Here is a 17,683-nt window from a genome sequence, read left to right on the forward strand (position 1 = left end):
GCGTACTTGCGGGTAACTTCCCGGAGAGTCCTGCCCACTCGCGCCATTGGAGCCGTGATGCCCGAAGCCGTGATCGTCTCAACCGCCCGCTCCCCCATCGGCCGGGCCTTCAAGGGCTCCCTGAAGGAGCTGCGGCCCGACGACCTCACCGCCACGATCATTCAGGCCGCGCTCGCCAAGGTGCCGGAGCTCGACCCGCGTGAGATCGACGACCTGATGCTCGGCTGCGGCATGCCCGGCGGCGAGCAGGGCCACAACCTGGCCCGCATCGTGGCCGTGCAGATGGGCATGGACCACCTGCCCGCCACCACGATCACCCGCTACTGCGCCTCGTCGCTCCAGACCTCGCGGATGGCGCTGCACGCCATCAAGGCGGGCGAGGGCGACGTCTTCATCTCGGCGGGCGTGGAGATGGTGTCGCGTTCGGTCAACGGCTCCTCGGACGGCATCCCGGGCACCCACAACCCGCTCTTCGCCGATGCGGAGGCCCGTACCGCCGCCCGCGCCGAGAAGGGCGGCGAGGGCTGGCACGACCCGCGCGAGGACGGTCTGGTCCCGGACGCGTACATGGCCATGGGCCAGACCGCCGAGAACCTGGCCCGCCTCAAGGGCGTGACCCGCCAGGAGATGGACGAGTTCGGCGTGCGGTCGCAGAACCTCGCGGAGGAGGCCATCGAGAAGGGCTTCTGGGAGCGCGAGATCACGCCGGTGACGTTGCCGGACGGCACGGTCGTCAGCAAGGACGACGGGCCGCGCGCGGGCGTCACGCTGGAGGGCGTCCAGGGGCTGAAGCCCGCGTTCCGCCCGGACGGCCTGATCACCGCCGCCAACTGCTGCCCCCTCAACGACGGCGCCGCCGCAGTGGTGATCATGTCCGACACCAAGGCGCGCGAGCTGGGCCTGACCCCGCTGGCCCGCATCGTGTCCACGGGCGTCTCGGCCCTGTCGCCCGAGATCATGGGCTACGGGCCGGTCGAGGCCAGCCGGCAGGCCCTCAAGCGGGCCGGTCTGACCGTCGGCGACATCGACCTGGTCGAGATCAACGAGGCCTTCGCCGCGCAGGTCATCCCCTCCTACCGGGACCTGGGGATCGACCTCGACAAGCTCAACGTCAACGGCGGCGCCATCGCCGTCGGCCACCCCTTCGGCATGACCGGTGCCCGCATCACCGGCACCCTCATCAATTCCCTGCAGTTCCACGACAAGCAGTTCGGTCTGGAGACCATGTGCGTGGGTGGGGGCCAGGGGATGGCCATGGTCATCGAGCGGCTGAGCTGAGCCGTAGCGGAGGGTGGGGGTCGCCTGAGGGACGAAGGCGGCACCCGCCCGCAGCGCAGGCGAAGCGCAGCGCGACCACCAGGCCCGAGCGGCTGAGCTGAGCCGTAGCGGAGGGTGGGGGTCGCCTGAGGGACGAAGGCGGCACCCGCCCGCAGCGCAGGCGAAGCGCAGCGCGGCCAGGGGCCCGTCCTCGGTGTTCTTCCGCCTGATCAACTGAGACCTGCGCGATCAACTGACCGCCTTGTCTGGCATGCACATCTGCCAGCGGCAATGTCCGTTCACCTTGCCGAAACGTGACCGAATCTCCCCCAGGATGTGACCAATCTCCCGGGGGAGATTCGTTTCCCCAGGTCAGAGTGGTTGAAGGAACAACGTCCCGGCCCTTGGTCCCGACCGGTTCCCTACGTTTTGCACTGTGGGCCGCCGGAGGCATGCGCGAAGCTGAGGTAGGAATTCGGGGGATCCATAGCAACCGGGAGTACGTCAGTGAGCGCCATGTCCCTTGCCCTGCTGCTGGCCGCGGGTGCCGCCGCGGCCGCGGGCGTCGCCGCCCTGTACAGCACTCGCGGTCTGCGCCGGCAGATCACCGCCCTGCGCGCCGAGCTCGCCGCCGCCACCGCGGAGCGCCAGCGCGGCCGCGCCGCGGTGCCCCCCGCCCGCTCCGCCCCCGCCGCGGAGCTCTCCGAGATACGCGCGGCGGTCGCCGACGCGCTGGCCGAGGAGCGTGAGCGGGAGCTGGCCGAGGCCCGCGCGTTCTGGGCCGCCCAGGAGGCCCGCGACCTCGCCGGCGCCGCCGACTCCCCCTCCCTGCTGGGCGGGCTGCCCGGCCTGGGTGACGAACCGCTCGCCGAGGGACCGTACGGCGGTCTCTTCCTGCCCCGTCCGGCGGACTTCGCCGGCCTCGACCCGCTGGCCGACCCCCTGGGCGAGGTGGAGTCCGACGTCGCGGACTCGCCCGAGCTGGCGGCGGCACGCCGACGCCACCCCTCGCACCCGGACTTCTCGCCCGTTCCGGCCCCCACCGACCACGAGCTCACGGTCGACCGGCTCACCGCACTGGCGGACGCGGGCATTCCGCTGGCGGACGTCCGTCCCGGCCCGCTGGGCACCCTGGACGTGTACGTCTTCGCCGACGGCACCACCGTCTGCATGACGCCCGGCCACCGCGAGACCTCCGAGCGGCTCGCCGAAGCCCTGCGGGCCGGCGACGCCCCGGTCCTGCTGGGCGGCTCCGGGGTCTCCGGCGCCTACGCCCTGACCTTCCGCTGCGAGACCGGCAGCGTCTACGTCCTGGCCGACCGCGTCATCGCCTCTCTGTAGCAGCGCTCACAGCCCGCAGCGGCGACCTGCCTCCGCGACCCGCGCCACCGCCTCGGCGATCCCGAGCCCTTCCGGGGCCGTGTCGCAGGCGGCGAGGGCTTCGGCCAAATCGTGACCGGCCACGGCCACTTGGTCGGCGGCCGCGAACATGCCCGCGTCGGGCATCTCGCGTACGTCCGGAGCCTGCGGCTCCTCGATCCGCTGGGTCCAGGCGGCGAACTCTCTCGCCAGGGCCAGCGCTTCCGCCGCCGCACCCCGGCTCAGTCGGGACTGCGGCAGGGTCCGCAGTCGGTCGGCGAAGGTGTCCACGGCGTCCAGCAGAGGCGTCACATCATCCACGCCTTGAGCCTATGCGCCGTCCACCGACTGTTGCCAACGCCTGAACACTCGGGCACGGTGACATGAAGGACCATCATTCGACGCGTCCGGAGGCGCCGATGTCGCACGTCTTCTCCGACGAGACCCACCGGAACATGCTCTCCCGAATCCCCCACTGCACCGGCCGTGAAGTCGCGGAATGGCTGCGCACGGTCGAGGAAGGACCTTCCCTCTTCCGCTTCGAGGAGAAGGTCAGCTGGCTACGCGGAGAGCACAACCTCGCTTACGGCCACGCAAAGGCGATCGTCCACGAGTACGACCTCCAAAGGGCCGCGCGGAAGCTTCGGTAGCGGGCGCCCGTTAAGGAAAGCCGACGGGCCCGGGAAGGCATCGCCTTCCCGGGCCCGTCGTCGTTCGACGCTAGTCGTTGTTCAGGATCGAGATGAGCCGGAGCAGCTCGGTGTAGATCCAGACGAGCGACAGCGTGAGCCCGAAGGCCGCCAGCCACGACTCCTCGCGGGGGGCGCCGTACTGGACGCCGTCCTCGATCTGCTTGAAGTCCAGGGCCAGGAAGCACGCGCCCAGGACCACGCCGATGACGCCGAAGAGGATGCCCAGGCCGCCCGTGCGGAAGCCCAGGCCGTCACCGCCGCCGAAGGCGGCGAACATCATGTTCACCATCATCAGCAGGATGAAGCCGATCGAGGCGCCGACCACGAAGCGGGTGAACCGCCGGTCGACCCGGATGATGCGGGTCCGGTAGGCGATGAGGACACCCGCGAAGACGGCCGTCGTGCCGATCACGGCCTGCATCGGGGCGCCGCGCGCGATGTCGTTGTACGCCTGGCTGAGCACGCCGAGGAAGAGGCCCTCGAAGACCGCGTAGGCCAGGATCAGAGCCGGGGTGGGCTTGGCCTTGAACGACTGGATCAGGCCGAGGACCATCGCCACGATGCCGGCGCCGAAGCCCAGCCCGACGGGCAGCTCGAGCGCCCATGCGGCGCCCGCGGCGAGGATCACCAGCCCGAGCGTGATGGCGGTGCGGCTGACGACGTCGTCGATGGTCATCCGGCCGGCGGTCTGCACCGGCGCCTGCGGGTATCCCTGCGCCAGGTCGGGTCCGCCCTGCGCGTACGGGTTCGCGGCGTAGGGGTTGCCGGGCTGGGCGTACGGGCTGCCGGCGTACGGGTTCGCGGCGTATGGGTTCGCTGCCCCGGCCTGCGGCCCCGCTCCGAAGCCCGCGTAGCCGTTGTCGCGGCTGAACCCCCGTCGCGAGAAGACCGGGTTGCTGCTCCTCATCTCACTCCTCCATGGCCACCGTGCGCGGCCTTGCCGCCAAGGTTAATAGGTAGGCAAAGGAATGGCTCTCCTGCCTCGGTACGATCTTTTCTTCGCATACCCACGTTTCCGACGTATCTGACAACGCGGGGCGGCGGCGGTCGGTTCCGCGGGAAAGGGGAACCGACGGGCCGTACCGGCGGTAACCGGGGAGGAGCGAGGGGTGACGGAGTGCCCGGAGCCGGACTTGAACCGGCACGGCCCGAAGGGCCAGCGAGGTTTAAGCTCGCCGTGTCTGCATTCCACCATCCGGGCGGGGGCTCTCGGGGCAGCACAGCGAGAGGCGACAGGGCCTCCCTCTCGGAGAGCAGGACGAGCCTAGCCGGGGCACGCCCCCCAAACAGCGGAACGCTGACCGGAGGTTGTCTTATTTTATTGGCAACTGAGGGCCCATCAGTGCAGGGATGACGCCATTGGCACATGCCAGGGGCCGATCCCCCCCGTTCATCACCCCGCCCCTCGGGGGGAACGGAATTGTCGCAATCTCATCGCTCTCGGTAAGGGGCGATCTCCTACCCAGGGATGACAGCCGCCCGGACGCGTACCTCCGCAGGCTGTCCCGGGAACGGGAGCTGGGGCTGATCCGGGCCGGGTCCGCGGCGGGGACGATGGAGTACGTACCTTTCTACCGCTTCGACAGGAGTGCTCCACCGTGACCACCACCCCCCTCGGCGCCCAGACCGCCGCCCGCGCCACCGCGGTGGCGGCCCGCGCCACGGATCTGACGAAGGTGTACGGGCAGGGCGAGACCCAGGTGGTCGCGCTGGACGCGGTGTCGGTGGAGTTCCGGCAGGCGGAGTTCACGGCGATCATGGGTCCGTCGGGTTCGGGCAAGTCGACGTTGATGCACTGCATGGCGGGTCTGGACAGTGTCTCGGGTGGTTCGGCGCGGATCGGGGACACGGAGCTGACGGCGCTGAACGACAAGAAGCTGACGCAGTTGCGGCGGGACAAGATCGGTTTCATCTTCCAGGCGTTCAACCTGTTGCCGACGCTGACGGCGTTGGAGAACATCACGCTCCCGATGGACATCGCCGGTCGTAAGCCCGACAGGAAGTGGCTGGAGATGGTGGTGGAGACGGTGGGGTTGTCGGGCCGGCTCAAGCACCGGCCCAGTCAGCTCTCCGGTGGTCAGCAGCAGCGTGTGGCGGTCGCCCGTGCGCTGGCGGGGCGGCCGGAGATCATGTTCGCGGACGAGCCGACCGGCAACCTCGACTCGCGTTCCGGTGCCGAGGTCCTGGGGTTCCTGCGCAACTCCGTGCGGGAGCTGGGCCAGACCGTGGTGATGGTCACGCACGACCCGGTCGCCGCCTCGTACGCCGACCGCGTCGTCTTCCTCGCCGACGGCCGCATCGTCGACGAACTGCACCGGCCCACCGCCGACGCGGTCCTCGACCGCATGAAGCGCTTCGACGCCAAGGGCCGCACCAGCTAACCCTCAGCAGCCACCCCTGTATCGCACGCCCCGTCAGCGGGCAGCGACGCGTTACCCGATTCAGGACTGACTCATGTTCCGTACCGCGCTGCGCAACGTCCTCGCGCACAAGGCCCGGCTGCTGATGACCGTCCTCGCCGTCATGCTCGGCGTGGCCTTCGTCTCCGGCACCCTCGTCTTCACCTCCACCATCTCCGACGCCTACCAGAAGAGCTCCCAGAAGGGCTTCACGGACGTCGACGTCGCCATCCAGCCGCACCGGCAGGACCGCGACAACGGCGCCCCCGGTGAGGCCCCCAAGCTCACCCAGCAGCTCCTCGACAAGGTGCGGGCGGTCCCCGGGGCCGACTCCACGACCGGGTCGGTCTCCGGCTTCGCCGCGATCGCCGACAAGAAGGGCAAGCTGGCCGGCCAGGGCTTCACGTCCGCCGGCGCCAACTACTTCCCCGGCAAGGACGGCAAGGACACCCGCTACCCGCTCAAGGACGGCCGCGCGCCCAAGGCCGCCGGCGAGATCGCGCTCGACTCCAAGACCGCCGACCGCACGGGCTACAAGGTCGGCGACACCGTCCGCCTCTCCGTCGACGGCCCCGTCCTGGAGCAGAAGGTCACCGGCGTCTTCACCACCGACGACGGCAACGTCGCCGCCGGCGGCAGCCTCGCCCTGTTCGACACCGCCACCGCCCAGAAGCTCTACGCCAAGCCCGGCGAATACAGCGGCATCACCGTCAAGGCCACCGCGGGCACCTCGCAGACCGCGCTGAAGTCGGCGATCGACAAGGTCCTGCCGGCCGACGCCGAGGCCACGACGGGCAAGGAGCTGGCCGACGAGCAGGCGAAGTTCATATCCCAGGCCATGGACGGCATGAAGACCGGCCTGCTGATCTTCGCGGGCATCTCGCTCTTCGTCGGCGTCTTCATCATCGCCAACACTTTCACCATGCTGGTCGCCCAGCGCACCAAGGAGCTGGCGCTGATGCGCGCGGTCGGCGCCAGCCGCCGCCAGGTCACCCGCTCGGTGCTCATCGAGGCGTTCCTCGTCGGCGCGGTCGCGGCCGTCGCCGGTCTGCTCGCCGGCACCGGCATCGGCGCCGGGCTGCGCGCCCTGATGGGCGGCCAGGTGCCCGACGGCCCGCTCGTGGTGCCCCCGTCCGCGATCATCGCCTCGTTCGGCGTGGGCATCGCGGTGACCATGCTGGCCGCCTGGCTGCCGGGCCGCCGCGCCGCGAAGATCCCGCCGGTCGCCGCGATGAGCAGCGTCCACGCGGTCGCCACGACCCGTTCCCTGGTCGTGCGCAACACCATCGGCGCCGCCCTCACGGCCGTCGGCGCGGTCCTCAGCCTCACCGCGACGAGCGAGTCCATGCTGGGCCTGGGCGCCGGTGTGCTGCTCATCGGCGTGTTCGTGCTGACCCCGCTGCTGTCCCGCCCGATGATCGCCGCCGCCGCGCCCGTGCTGCGCGTCTTCGGCATCTCCGGCAAGCTCGCCCGGCAGAACGCGGTTCGCAACCCGCGCCGCACCGCCGCCACCGCCTCCGCCCTGACCATCGGCCTCACCCTGATCACCGGTCTGACGGTCATCGCGGGCAGCGTCCAGCAGGGCATCGACAAGATGGCCAAGGAAGCCCTGAAGGCCGACTACGTGGTCTCCATGGCGAGCATGACCTCGCTCTCCCCCGACGTGGCGAAGAAGCTCTCGGGTCTCGACGAGGTCACCGCCGCCAGCCCGATGCGCGACTCCGCCTCGCGGATCGACGGCGAGCGCGAGAGCCTGACCGGCGTCAACGGGAAGACCATCGGCAAGCTGACCGACCTCGACTTCACGTCGGGCTCGCTGGCCGGTCTGAGCGGCGACAAGGCCGTGATCGACGACGCCACCGCCCGGTCGCGCGGCTGGAAGCTCGGCTCGACCCTCGCGGTGACGTACGAGGACGGCAAGCAGGACAAGCTGACCGTCTCGGGCGTCTACAAGGGCAACGACCTGATCCGCGGCGTCCTGGTCGACACCTCCACGGTCGACCCGCACCAGAGCGCGGCCAGCGACCAGCGCGTGCTGGTCAAGACCAAGGGCGGCGCGAGCGAGGGCACCAAGAACACGCTGGAGAAGGCGCTCGGCGACAACCCCGCCATCTCCGTCCAGTCCAAGCAGGACGTGTCCGACTCCATCGCCAAGCAGATCAACCTGATGCTGAACATGCTCTACGGGCTGCTCGCGATGGCCGTGATCGTGGCGGTGCTGGGCGTCGTCAACACCCTCGCGATGTCCGTCTTCGAGCGTCAGCAGGAGATCGGCATGCTGCGGGCCATCGGCCTGGACCGCAAGGGCATCAAGCGCATGGTGCGCCTGGAGTCGCTGGTCATCTCGCTCTTCGGCGGCGTGCTCGGCATCGGCCTGGGCGTGTTCTTCGGCTGGGCCGCGGGCGAGCAGATCAAGACGGCCCTGGCCACGTACGAGCTGGTCCTGCCGTGGGGCCGGATGGGCTTGTTCCTGCTGCTGTCGGCCGTGGTCGGCGTGCTGGCCGCGCTGTGGCCCGCCCGCCGGGCCGCAAAGCTCAACATGCTCCAGGCCATCAAGGCCGAGTAGGAGCGGGCGACCCCCGCACCACCGGGCCCCGCGGCAGCCGCCGCGGGGCCCGTCCCCTTTTTCGCCCGTGCCGCGGGGGCTCACCCGTCCTTCGCGGCCGTCCGGCCGTCGGCCAGCCACGCGCGCGTGCGCAGCGGCAGACCCGACGCGCCGGACTCCGGCGTGCGGACGGCGAGTACCTGGTTGACGCCGATGCGGTTGCGCTCGAAGGACAGCGCGCAGGCGGCCATGTACAGCCGCCACACCCGCGCCCGGCCCGGGGAGGTCAGGCGCACGGCCTCGTCCCAGTGCGCCTCCAGGTTGGCCACCCAGCGGCGCAGGGTCAGGGCGTAGTGCTCGCGCAGCGCCTCGACGTCGCGGACCTCGAAGCCGGCCTCCTCCAGCTGGGCGGCGGTGCGGCCCAGCGGCGCCAGCTCGCCGTCGGGGAAGACGTAGCGGTCGATGAACCGGTCGACCTCGTAGGTCGCCTCGTCGTCCAGCGGGCGGCGGGAGATCTGGTGGTTCAGCAGCCGGCCGCCGGGCACGAGCAGGCCGTACAGGTCGGCGGCGTACTCGGCGTAGCGCGCGGAGCCGACGTGCTCGGCCATGCCGATGGAGCTGATGGCGTCGAAGGGCCCGTCGGGTATCTCGCGGTAGTCCTGCACCCGGATCTCCACGCGGTCGGTCAGACCGGCCTCGGCGACGCGCTTGCGGGCGTAGGCGGCCTGTTCCCGGGAGAGCGTGACGCCGACGACGACCACGCCGTACTCACGGGCGGCGTGCAGGGCCATCGAGCCCCAGCCGCAGCCGACGTCCAGCAGCCGCTGTCCCGGCCGGAGGGCCAGCTTGCGGCAGACGAGGTCGAGCTTGGCCCGCTGTGCCTCCTCCAGGGTGGCGCCGGGGTCCGGCCAGTAGGCACAGGAGTAGACCATCGACGGTCCGAGGACGCGCTCGTAGAAGGCGTTGCCGACGTCGTAGTGGTGGCTGATGGCCTGCCTGTCGCGGCGCAGGGTGTGCAGGGGGCCGCCGGTCCTGCGGGCCTCCTCGGGGGGCGGGGAGGGCGGCGTCCAGGGCCCGGAGAGCCGCAGCAGCTCGATCGCGGCGGCGCGGACGCCGGGGTCGCGCAGGGCGCCCGCCAGGGCCGCCGGGCGGCTCCGGCGGCCGGACCGTTCCCCGAGCTCCCAGAAGGTTCCGGCGACGAGGTCGAGGGCTTCGTAGAGATCGCCGTCGACGTCGACGTCACCGGCCACCCAGGCCCGGGCCAGACCCAGCTCGCCGGGCCGCCACAGCAGGCGGCGCAGGGCGCGGCGGCGGCGGACGACCAGGACGGGACCGCCGGGCGGTCCCGACTCGCTGTGGTCCCAGGCGCGGAGCCGGACGGGGAGCGGTGTCCCCAGCACCTGCTCGGCGAGCGCGGTCAGCCGTCGGGCGGCCTCGGCCATGTCGCACACCTCCATGATGAAGTGTCAGGAGATAGATGTACCTGACACCTGAACACCAACGAGCCGTGCTCTAGTCCTTACCCCGCCCGGGCCCGGTCACCTCGGAGCGGACGGGTGCACGCGTACGCCGAAGGGCGCCCACCCCACGGATTTGGTGGACGCCCTCCGGCTCGGCTGTGCTGCCCGACGGCTCGTCAGGAGGCCTTGGCCTTCTCGGCCTTGGCGGCCGCCTGCGGTGCGGGCTTGGCGGCCTCGTAGAACTCCTCGCGGGGGTTCTCCATGGCGCGCAGCGAGACAACCTCGCGCTTGAGGAACATGCCCAGGGTCCAGTCCGCAAAGATGCGGATCTTCCGGTTCCAGGTGGGCATGGCCATACCGTGGTAGCCACGGTGCATGTACCAGGCGAGACGGCCCTTGAGCTTGATCTTCATCTTGCCCATGACGATCATCGCGACGCCCTTGTGGAGGCCGAGGCCGGCCACCGCGCCCTTGTTGGCGTGCGCGTACGTCTTCTGCGGGAAGCCGCGCATGCCGGACAGGACGTTGTCGCCGAGGACCTTGGCCTGGCGCAGCGCGTGCTGGGCGTTCGGCGGGCACCAGGCGTTCTCGTTGCCGGCCTTGCGGCCGACCATGTCCGGGACCTGGGCGTTGTCGCCCGCGGCCCAGATGTAGTCGGTGCCCTGGACCTGGAGGGTCTCGGAGGTGTCGACGTGGCCGCGCGGGCCCAGCGGCAGGCCGAAGCGGGCCAGGGCCGGGTTGGGCTTGACGCCCGCGGTCCACACGATCGTGTTGGAGTCGACCTCGAGGCCGTTCTTCAGCACGACGTGGCCGTCGACGCAGGAGTCCATGGAGGTCGAGAGGTAGATCTCGACGCCGCGGCTCTCCAGGTGCTTCTTGCCGTACTCGCCGAGCTTGGGGCCGACCTCGGGGAGGATCTTGTCGGCGGCGTCGACGAGGATGAAGCGCATGTCCTCGCGCTTCACGTTCGGGTAGTACTTGGCGGCGTCGCGCGCCATGTCCTCGACCTCGCCGATCGTCTCGGCGCCGGCGAAGCCGCCGCCGATGAAGACGAAGGTGAGCGCCTTGCGGCGGATCTCCTCGTCCTTCGTCGAGTCGGCCTTGTCGAGCTGCTCGAGAACGTGGTTGCGCAGGCCGATGGACTCCTCGATGCCCTTCATGCCGATGCCGTTCTCGGCAAGGCCGGGGATCGGGAAGGTACGGGAGACGGCGCCGAGCGCGATGACCAGGTAGTCGAAGGGCAGCTCGTACGCCTCGCCGACGAGCGGCGCGATCGTGGCTACCTTGCGATCCTGGTCGATCGTGGTGACACGGCCGGTGAGAACCTCCGCCTTCGGGAGCACGCGTCGCAGCGGCACCACGACGTGGCGAGGGGAGATGCTGCCGGCGGCTGCTTCAGGAAGGAAGGGCTGGTACGTCATGTACGAGCGCGGGTCGACGACCGTGACGGTCGCCTCGCCGTAGCGCATCTTCTTAAGGATGCGACGTGCCGCGTACAGGCCGACGTACCCACCGCCTACTACGAGGATCCGTGGACGCTCCGTGGTGCTCATGTTTCGAGTATCCAGCACTCCACCACGGGTTGCTCGTGCGCCCCTTCACAAGGATCGCGGACCTGTCTGCTACACTCCCCCGCCCTCGTGACCGACGCCATACCCCGGTGAGGGAACCGCAGGAGGCCCAGGGGCGTTGATCACCCCCGCTGAACTGGCCTTGCGTCGTCCGAGGCGACTGGACCACCCCTCGGCGACCCCCGGCATAAGCGTTTCTTTAACACGCCTGATACCGGACGGTTTCCGGTCGCCAAGGGCCCACAGAGCCCGGAAGGGGAGCTGAAGGCCCCCTTCCGGGGTTCCGTACCCGCTTTTTCATGTGAAGGATTTCACGAACATTTTCCGGCGGCGGCCGGCAGGCGTCGTCTCAGTCCTCGTCGAGCGCGGCGTAGAAGGCGATTCCGTCCAGAATGTCGTGTTCGCTCACGACGACCTCCCGGGCTCCCATCCGCTCCATCACGCACTGCAGGATGAGCGCCCCGGCGCAGATCACGTCGACCCGGCCCGGGTGCATGGGACCGATCTGTGCGCGCTGCTCATGAGTAGAGGAGATCAGTCCGGCGGTGATCTCCCGGACCCGGTCCAGGGAGATCCGCGCGTGGTGGATGGCGGCGGAGTCGTACTCCTCCAGCCCGAGGGCGATCGCCGCCACGGTGGTGACCGAGCCGGCCAGCCCCACGAGGGTGCGGGCCTCGGTCAGCGGCACGGTCTCCTCGGCGAGGTCCAGGGCGGCCTCGACGTCGCCCCGTATCGCCGCGAGCTGCGCCTCGGACGGAGGGTCGGTGACCTTGCCGTCCACCACCAGGTGACGTTCCGTCATCCGCACGCAGCCCACGTCCACGCTGCGCGCGGCCCGCACGTGCTCCGCGCCGACGACGAACTCGGTCGAACCGCCGCCGATGTCCACGACCAGGAACGGCTTGTCCAGGTCGTCCCGGCCGGCCAGCTCCCGGGTCGCGCCGGCGAAGGAGAACTCCGCCTCCTGGTCGCCCGTGACGACCTCGGGCTCCACGCCCAGGATCTCCACGACGCCCCGTACGAATTCCTCGCGGTTCTCCGCGTCGCGCGACGCGGAGGTGGCGACGAAGCGCACCCGCTCGGCTCCGTGCGCCTTGATGACCTCGGCGTACTCCCGGCACGCGGCGAACGTCCGCTCCAGCGCCTCCGGCGCCAGCCGCCCGGTCCGGTCCACGCCCTGGCCCAGCCGGACGATCGTCATCCGGCGGTCGAGCTCCTTGAGTTCGCCGGTGGCGGGCTCGACGTCCGCGACGAGGAGGCGGATCGAGTTGGTGCCGCAGTCGACGGCGGCGACGCGCGTCACTTCTGCTCCTCGCCAGAGCCGCCGCAGGGGCTGACGCACGGGCCCTTGCGCCACCACTCGGGCAGCATCGCGATGGCCTCGTCACCGAGCGGGTTGACGCCGGGGCCGGCCGCCAGCGAGTGGCCGACCAGCACGTGCAGGCACTTGACCCGGTCCGGCATGCCACCGGCGCTGGGGAAGCCCTCGAGCACCTCGATGGCGTCGCGGCGGCGGATGTAGTCCTCGTGCGCGGCGCGGTAGGCCGCCGCCAGCTCGGGGTCCGACTGGAGCCGGGCGTTCATCTCCTTCATGACGCCCTCCGCCTCCAGCGTGCCGATGGCGGAGGCGGCCCGCGGGCACGTCAGGTAGAACAGCGTCGGGAACGGCGTGCCGTCCTCCAGCCGCGGCGCGGTCTCGACGACGTCGGGGTGGCCGCAGGGGCAGCGGTGCGCGATGGCCCGCAGGCCGCGCGGCGGACGGCCGAGCTGCTCCTTGAACGCGGCGATGTCCGCGTCGGTCGGCTCGGTGGGCTCGGTCTTCGGAGGAGGGGTGTCCATGTGCTCGCTCGGTGCTCGTTCTTGACGGATGGTTCTGCGGTCGTGAGGGGCGGGATTCGGGTCAGCGGTGGCCGTCGGCCGTGTCCACGTCTTCCCAGAGGTTGCTGTACCAGGGCCGGTCGCCCGCCCCCTGGTCCTTGGGCCGCTTGGCGGCACCGCTGCCGTCCACCACGCTGAAGCCCGTCTCGCCGGGGCGCACGTAGTGCAGGTGCTCGCGCGCCTGCTGTTCGACGTAGGCCGGGTCCTCGAGACGGGCCTTCTCGTCGCGCAGCCGCTTCACCTGTTCACGGGCGTGCTCGGTCTGGCGGCGCTGGTCGGCGATGTCGGAGCGCTGGGTGACCCACTGCCGCATGGGGTAGGCGAGAGCCACCACGAGCGAGCAGACCACCAGCGCCAGCAGTGCGGCGCGGCCGGTGAGCCGGCTGCGGCGGGGCGTCCGGGCGCGGTAGACCCGGGCCGCCGAGGGCCCCTGCACGAGCGCCGTGCCCAGCGCCTTGAGCCTGGTCGCGGTGGAGAACCGGTCCGCGCCCACGTCGCCTCCCCTGGAGTCCTTACGAACGTACGTCCCCGGACACGGTACGGGACCGCGGCCGGGGACGTACGGCGACTGGCGAGAGGTAAGCCCTAAGGCTTCAGCCCCGGGACGCGCCGGGGCCCTCCCGGTTTCAGCCCTTGAAGCGCGGGAACGCGCTGCGGCCCGCGTACACCGCGGCGTCGTCGAGGATCTCCTCGATGCGCAGCAGCTGGTTGTACTTGGCGACGCGCTCGGAGCGGGCCGGGGCGCCGGTCTTGATCTGGCCGCAGTTGGTGGCGACGGCCAGGTCGGCGATGGTGACGTCCTCGGTCTCGCCGGAGCGGTGGGACATCATGCACTTGAAGCCGTTGCGCTGGGCGAGCTCGACGGCGTCGAGGGTCTCGGTCAGCGAGCCGATCTGGTTGACCTTGACCAGCAGGGCGTTGGCGGAGTTCTCCTCGATGCCGCGGGCGAGGCGCTCGGGGTTGGTGACGAACAGGTCGTCGCCGACGAGCTGGACCTTGGTGCCGAGCTTCTCGGTGATGGTCTTCCAGCCGGCCCAGTCGTCCTCGAACAGCGGGTCCTCGATGGAGACGAGCGGGTACGCGTCGACGAGCTCCGCGTAGTACTCGGTCATCTCGGCGGCGGTGCGGTCCTTGCCCTCGAACGTGTAGACGCCGTCCTTGTAGAACTCGGAGGCTGCGACGTCCAGGGCGAGCGCGATGTCCTGGCCGGGGGTGTAGCCGGCCTCCTTGATGGCCTCGAGGATGAGGTCGAGGGCCTCGCGGTTGGAGCCGAGGTTCGGGGCGAAGCCGCCCTCGTCGCCCAGGCCGGTGGACAGGCCGCGGCCCTTCAGCACCTTCTTGAGGGTGTGGTAGACCTCGGTGCCCCAGCGCAGGGCCTCGGAGAAGGACTCCGCGCCGATCGGCGCGATCATGAACTCCTGGATGTCCACGTTGGAGTCGGCGTGCGAGCCGCCGTTCAGGATGTTCATCATCGGAACGGGCAGCAGGTGCGCGTTCGGGCCGCCGAGGTAGCGGAAGAGGGGCAGGTCCGAGGCCTCGGAGGCGGCGTGCGCCACGGCGAGGGAGACGCCGAGGATGGCGTTGGCGCCGAGCGAGCCCTTGTTGTCGGTGGCGTCCAGGTCGAACATGGCCTGGTCGATCAGGCGCTGCTCGGTGGCGTCGTAGCCGACCAGCTCCGGGCCGATCTGCTCGATGACGGCGAGGACGGCCTTCTCGACGCCCTTGCCGAGGTAGCGGTTCGGGTCACCGTCGCGCAGCTCGATGGCCTCGAAGGCACCGGTGGAGGCGCCGGACGGCACGGCGGCACGGCCCGTGGAGCCGTCGTCGAGGCCGACCTCGACCTCGACCGTGGGGTTGCCTCGCGAGTCGAGGATCTCGCGAGCTACGACGACGTCGATGGACGGCACGAGGGTCTCCTTCGTGGGTGTCTGGAGTTCAGCACCCCGAGCCTAACGGGCCCCGGAGGCTGCACCCGCCCTTGGACCGTGCACCGGACCGAAAATTGGCACAAAAGCCGAGATCACCGGAGGAATGCCCCGTGTGTTCGCTCAACGGGAACGACGCCCGGCGCCCCCGGCCGCCCTCGCCGGCCCCGCGCGGGGGCGGCCCCGGGAACGGCGGAGCCCCGCTCCGATGCGGCTCGGGGGGAAGGCGCATCGGAGCGGGGCGGTCCGCCGGGCGATCGGATGATCAGCCGACCGGGGTGCGGCAGCCGGTCAGCTGAGGTGCAGCATCTGGCCCGGGTAGATCGTGTCGGCGTCGTCGACGATGTTCTTGTTGAGGTCGTACAGCTTCTCCCAGCCGCCCTTGACCTTCTTGGCGCCGGCGATCGTGGAGAGGGTGTCGCCCTCCTTGACCTCGTACTCGCCGTCGCCCTTCTTGACGCTCTGCGGAGCGGCATGCTTCGGGGCGTACTGCTTGGCGGCGGGGGCCTCGTCGCCGCCCTGGGCCGGCTTGGCGTGCTTCGGCGCGGCCGGGCGCTCGCTGCGATCGGCGTGGCCCTGGGCCGAGGCGCTGCGGCCGGCCGAGGAGGAGGACTTCGTGGACTTCTTCGACACCGAGCCGGAGCCCGAGGTGTCCACGTTGGCCTTCGGGCCGCCCGCGGTCAGGTTGCCCGCGCCGGCGCAGCCCCAGGCGCCGGGGCCCTGCATGGCGAGGAGCCGCTCGGCGGTGGCGATCTGCTGGGCCCGGGTGGCGAGGTCGGCGCGGGGGGCGTACTGGGTGCCGCCCGCGGCCTTCCACGAGGACTGGGAGAACTGGAGGCCGCCGTAGTAGCCGTTGCCGTTGTTGATGTGCCAGTCGCCGCTGGACTCGCACTGGGCGACCTTGTCCCACGTCTGCGGGGTGGCGGCGTGGGCGGAGGTGGCGACCATCAGAGGGGCTGCGACCGCTGCGCCGGTGACACCGGCGAGCGTGACGATGCGGACGGCCTTGGACGGACGACGGTGCTTGCCCTTGGACATAAGTCGGTTTCCTCACCGACGCCTACGAGGTGAGCTGTCGGGTTCGGACCGTGAGTCTGCCCGGCCCGGTGCGCGCACCGGGCTTCACCCCAAGCCGTTCCGTTCCCGGGCCACTGCTGGCCGCTGGACCGATCCGGCGCCTACCTTGGTTCCCCCGCTCCTGCCTACGGCGCTTGCGCGACGACTACCCCGGCCGCCGGCAGGATTCGGCGTGGCGGCCGTGGTGCTCGCGGTGGCGAGCGGAGACGACGTTAAACACAGGCGGCCGGGGTGTTCAAACCCCACTTTTCAGCCACAGTTGCCGGTTGTCACCCGTAGGAACCTCCTGTTTCCGCAGGTGAAATGGGGTTTGAGGCGAACGGAGGGGCTTCGTCCAGGCTCAGGGCAACGAGACCCATGTCTCACTTTCGACTGGAACGGACATTCGCCCCGAACCACCCTACTCCTTACGGATATCGAGCCTCTGACCAGGGTGGATGAGGTTCGGATCGGAACCGACCGCTTTTTCGTTCTTCTGATAGATCGTTTGCCAGCCACCCGCAACGGAGTGCTCCTCCGCGATGACTGACAGGTTGTCACCGGGCCGCACGGTGTAGTCGCCGGCCGCCGGCAGGTCCGTACGGCCGGCCTCGGTGCCGCGCGACGGGCGCTGCGCGTCGTCGGAACGCGGCGGTTCGGCGCGGTGCTTGCCCGTGCCGGGCTCGGACGTGTCGTCAGCTGACGGGGCGGCGGGTGACGCCGGGTCGGCCGAGGGCGTGCCCGGCGCGGTCGTGGCGGAGCCGGAGGGCTCGCCCGAGGGGTCCTTGCGGTGCTTGCCCTCGCCCGTCTCCGGCGTGCCGCTCACGGGGGCGGACGGCGAGGGGATCACGGGTGCGGACGGGGAGGTTGAGGCGCCGGGGGTCTGCGAGGTGCCGGGGGTGGGGGTTTCGGTTCCGGGGGTGGGCGCGGAGGGGGTGCCGGAGGGCGTGCCCGAGGGGGTGCCGGAGGGCGCGGACGACGGGGACGAGGAGGGCGCGGGCGACGTCCGCTCCGGCGTGGACGACGGGGTCGGGCGCTCCGGCGCGGGCTTGTGGGACGGCTCGGGCGTGGACGGTATCGCCGTGCCCGGGTTCACCTCCGGCGTCCGCGTCTGCTCCTCCTTGGTGAGGCCGGCGCCGCAGCCCTTCCAGGAGTCCGCGCCCCGGGCCCGCAGGATCCGGTCGGCGACGGTGATCTGCTGCGCGCGGCTGGCCATGTCGGGGCGCGGCGCGTAGGCCGTGCCCCCGTTCTGGTCCCACATCTCCTGGGTGAGCATCAGCCCGCCGTAGTAACCGCTCTCGGAGTTGGCGCTCCACACGCCCCCGCTCTCGCACTGGGCGACGTGGTCCCAGGTGTCCGCGTCCGCGGCGTTCGCGCCGGTGGCGGCGAGCAGCGGCATGGCGATGCTCGCGCCCGTCACCCCCGCTGCGACCACGATGGCGGGTACCTGGCGGGGGCGGCGATGTCTACCGGTCCCAGAGCGCATGTGAAGGCCTTTCACTAAGGCGGCTGATGTGGTCGTAGAACATAACGACGACCCC

15 protein-coding genes, 1 tRNA gene and 1 riboswitch are annotated in these 17,683 nt (G+C 70.8%); of the genes, 5 read left to right on the top strand and 11 right to left on the bottom strand.

Annotated elements, in window-relative coordinates; translation table 11 throughout:
* Nucleotides 1-57: 57 nt before the first annotated feature.
* Together CYQ11_RS12015 and CYQ11_RS12020 are read left to right on the top strand one after the other, a co-directional pair.
* Complete coding sequence (locus CYQ11_RS12015; RefSeq protein WP_099199635.1) at nt 58-1,278, top strand: acetyl-CoA C-acetyltransferase; 1,221 nt, start codon at nt 58-60, stop codon at nt 1,276-1,278.
* Nucleotides 1,279-1,764: 486 nt separating this feature from the next.
* Nucleotides 1,765-2,598, top strand: coding sequence for a hypothetical protein (locus tag CYQ11_RS12020; RefSeq protein ID WP_099199634.1), 834 nt, complete (start codon nt 1,765-1,767; stop codon nt 2,596-2,598).
* 6 nt (nt 2,599-2,604) lie between these two features.
* Here CYQ11_RS12020 and CYQ11_RS12025 read toward each other — a convergent pair whose 3' ends face one another.
* Nucleotides 2,605-2,937: a hypothetical protein gene (locus tag CYQ11_RS12025; RefSeq protein ID WP_181143643.1), complete on the bottom strand. Its 333-nt coding sequence runs from the start codon at nt 2,935-2,937 to the stop codon at nt 2,605-2,607.
* 98 nt (nt 2,938-3,035) lie between these two features.
* Here CYQ11_RS12025 and CYQ11_RS12030 point away from each other — a divergent pair, with 98 nt between their 5' ends.
* A complete protein-coding gene (locus CYQ11_RS12030; RefSeq protein ID WP_099199633.1) occupies nt 3,036-3,266 on the top strand; it encodes a DUF4287 domain-containing protein in 231 nt (76 codons plus the stop codon).
* A 70-nt stretch (nt 3,267-3,336) separates the two neighbouring features.
* Here CYQ11_RS12030 and CYQ11_RS12035 read toward each other — a convergent pair whose 3' ends face one another.
* Both CYQ11_RS12035 and CYQ11_RS12040 read right to left on the bottom strand, forming a co-directional pair.
* Nucleotides 3,337-4,215 carry a Bax inhibitor-1/YccA family protein gene (locus CYQ11_RS12035; RefSeq protein WP_099199632.1) on the bottom strand — a complete coding sequence of 293 codons (879 nt, stop codon included), beginning with the start codon at nt 4,213-4,215 and terminating at the stop codon, nt 3,337-3,339.
* 211 nt (nt 4,216-4,426) lie between these two features.
* Nucleotides 4,427-4,509: transfer RNA gene (locus CYQ11_RS12040), tRNA-Leu, on the bottom strand.
* Between the two features lie 397 nt (nt 4,510-4,906).
* Here CYQ11_RS12040 and CYQ11_RS12045 point away from each other — a divergent pair.
* Together CYQ11_RS12045 and CYQ11_RS12050 are read left to right on the top strand one after the other, a co-directional pair.
* Nucleotides 4,907-5,689: an ABC transporter ATP-binding protein gene (locus CYQ11_RS12045; protein WP_099199631.1), complete on the top strand. Its 783-nt coding sequence runs from the start codon at nt 4,907-4,909 to the stop codon at nt 5,687-5,689.
* 73 nt (nt 5,690-5,762) lie between these two features.
* Nucleotides 5,763-8,273 carry an ABC transporter permease gene (locus CYQ11_RS12050; protein ID WP_099199630.1) on the top strand — a complete coding sequence of 837 codons (2,511 nt, stop codon included), beginning with the start codon at nt 5,763-5,765 and terminating at the stop codon, nt 8,271-8,273.
* An 80-nt stretch (nt 8,274-8,353) separates the two neighbouring features.
* On the opposite strand, the gene CYQ11_RS12055 is transcribed toward CYQ11_RS12050, so the two are convergent.
* The 8 genes from CYQ11_RS12055 to CYQ11_RS12090 all read right to left on the bottom strand — a co-directional run bounded on the left by CYQ11_RS12055 (nt 8,354) and on the right by CYQ11_RS12090 (nt 17,577).
* The gene (locus CYQ11_RS12055) at nt 8,354-9,694 is read right to left on the bottom strand and encodes a class I SAM-dependent methyltransferase (protein WP_099199731.1); all 1,341 of its coding nucleotides are present in this window, start codon (nt 9,692-9,694) and stop codon (nt 8,354-8,356) included.
* A gap of 194 nt (nt 9,695-9,888) precedes the next feature.
* Nucleotides 9,889-11,265 carry an NAD(P)/FAD-dependent oxidoreductase gene (locus CYQ11_RS12060; protein WP_099199629.1) on the bottom strand — a complete coding sequence of 459 codons (1,377 nt, stop codon included), beginning with the start codon at nt 11,263-11,265 and terminating at the stop codon, nt 9,889-9,891.
* A 367-nt stretch (nt 11,266-11,632) separates the two neighbouring features.
* Complete coding sequence (locus CYQ11_RS12065) at nt 11,633-12,586, bottom strand: Ppx/GppA phosphatase family protein (protein WP_099199628.1); 954 nt, start codon at nt 12,584-12,586, stop codon at nt 11,633-11,635.
* The gene (locus CYQ11_RS12070) at nt 12,583-13,122 is read right to left on the bottom strand and encodes a DUF501 domain-containing protein (RefSeq protein ID WP_099199627.1); all 540 of its coding nucleotides are present in this window, start codon (nt 13,120-13,122) and stop codon (nt 12,583-12,585) included. The genes CYQ11_RS12065 and CYQ11_RS12070 overlap by 4 nt, the downstream gene beginning before the upstream one ends.
* A gap of 61 nt (nt 13,123-13,183) precedes the next feature.
* Nucleotides 13,184-13,654, bottom strand: a complete 471-nt coding sequence (locus CYQ11_RS12075) for an FtsB family cell division protein (protein WP_099199626.1) — start codon at nt 13,652-13,654, stop codon at nt 13,184-13,186.
* Between the two features lie 133 nt (nt 13,655-13,787).
* Nucleotides 13,788-15,068, bottom strand: a complete 1,281-nt coding sequence (eno, locus tag CYQ11_RS12080) for a phosphopyruvate hydratase (RefSeq protein ID WP_099199625.1) — start codon at nt 15,066-15,068, stop codon at nt 13,788-13,790.
* A 309-nt stretch (nt 15,069-15,377) separates the two neighbouring features.
* The gene (locus tag CYQ11_RS12085; protein WP_099199624.1) at nt 15,378-16,124 is read right to left on the bottom strand and encodes a LysM peptidoglycan-binding domain-containing protein; all 747 of its coding nucleotides are present in this window, start codon (nt 16,122-16,124) and stop codon (nt 15,378-15,380) included.
* Between the two features lie 4 nt (nt 16,125-16,128).
* Nucleotides 16,129-16,306, bottom strand: a riboswitch (cyclic di-AMP (ydaO/yuaA leader).
* A gap of 257 nt (nt 16,307-16,563) precedes the next feature.
* The gene (locus CYQ11_RS12090; protein WP_338105560.1) at nt 16,564-17,577 is read right to left on the bottom strand and encodes a transglycosylase family protein; all 1,014 of its coding nucleotides are present in this window, start codon (nt 17,575-17,577) and stop codon (nt 16,564-16,566) included.
* Between the last annotated feature and the right edge of the window lie 106 nt (nt 17,578-17,683).

Origin of the sequence: Streptomyces cinnamoneus, assembly GCF_002939475.1 — a bacterium.
In the GTDB taxonomy this organism is placed as follows: domain Bacteria; phylum Actinomycetota; class Actinomycetes; order Streptomycetales; family Streptomycetaceae; genus Streptomyces; species Streptomyces cinnamoneus_A.

Bases quoted from the DNA above. Each gene is read 5' to 3' on its own strand.
- CYQ11_RS12060 (WP_099199629.1), bottom strand. From the start codon at position 11,265: ATGAGCACCACGGAGCGTCCACGGATCCTCGTAGTAGGCGGTGGGTAC.
- CYQ11_RS12055 (WP_099199731.1), bottom strand. From the start codon at position 9,694: ATGGCCGAGGCCGCCCGACGGCTGACCGCGCTCGCCGAGCAGGTGCTG.
- CYQ11_RS12035 (WP_099199632.1), bottom strand. From the start codon at position 4,215: ATGAGGAGCAGCAACCCGGTCTTCTCGCGACGGGGGTTCAGCCGCGAC.
- CYQ11_RS12030 (WP_099199633.1), top strand. From the start codon at position 3,036: ATGTCGCACGTCTTCTCCGACGAGACCCACCGGAACATGCTCTCCCGA.
- CYQ11_RS12015 (WP_099199635.1), top strand. From the start codon at position 58: ATGCCCGAAGCCGTGATCGTCTCAACCGCCCGCTCCCCCATCGGCCGG.
- CYQ11_RS12085 (WP_099199624.1), bottom strand. From the start codon at position 16,124: ATGTCCAAGGGCAAGCACCGTCGTCCGTCCAAGGCCGTCCGCATCGTC.
- CYQ11_RS12050 (WP_099199630.1), top strand. From the start codon at position 5,763: ATGTTCCGTACCGCGCTGCGCAACGTCCTCGCGCACAAGGCCCGGCTG.
- CYQ11_RS12070 (WP_099199627.1), bottom strand. From the start codon at position 13,122: ATGGACACCCCTCCTCCGAAGACCGAGCCCACCGAGCCGACCGACGCG.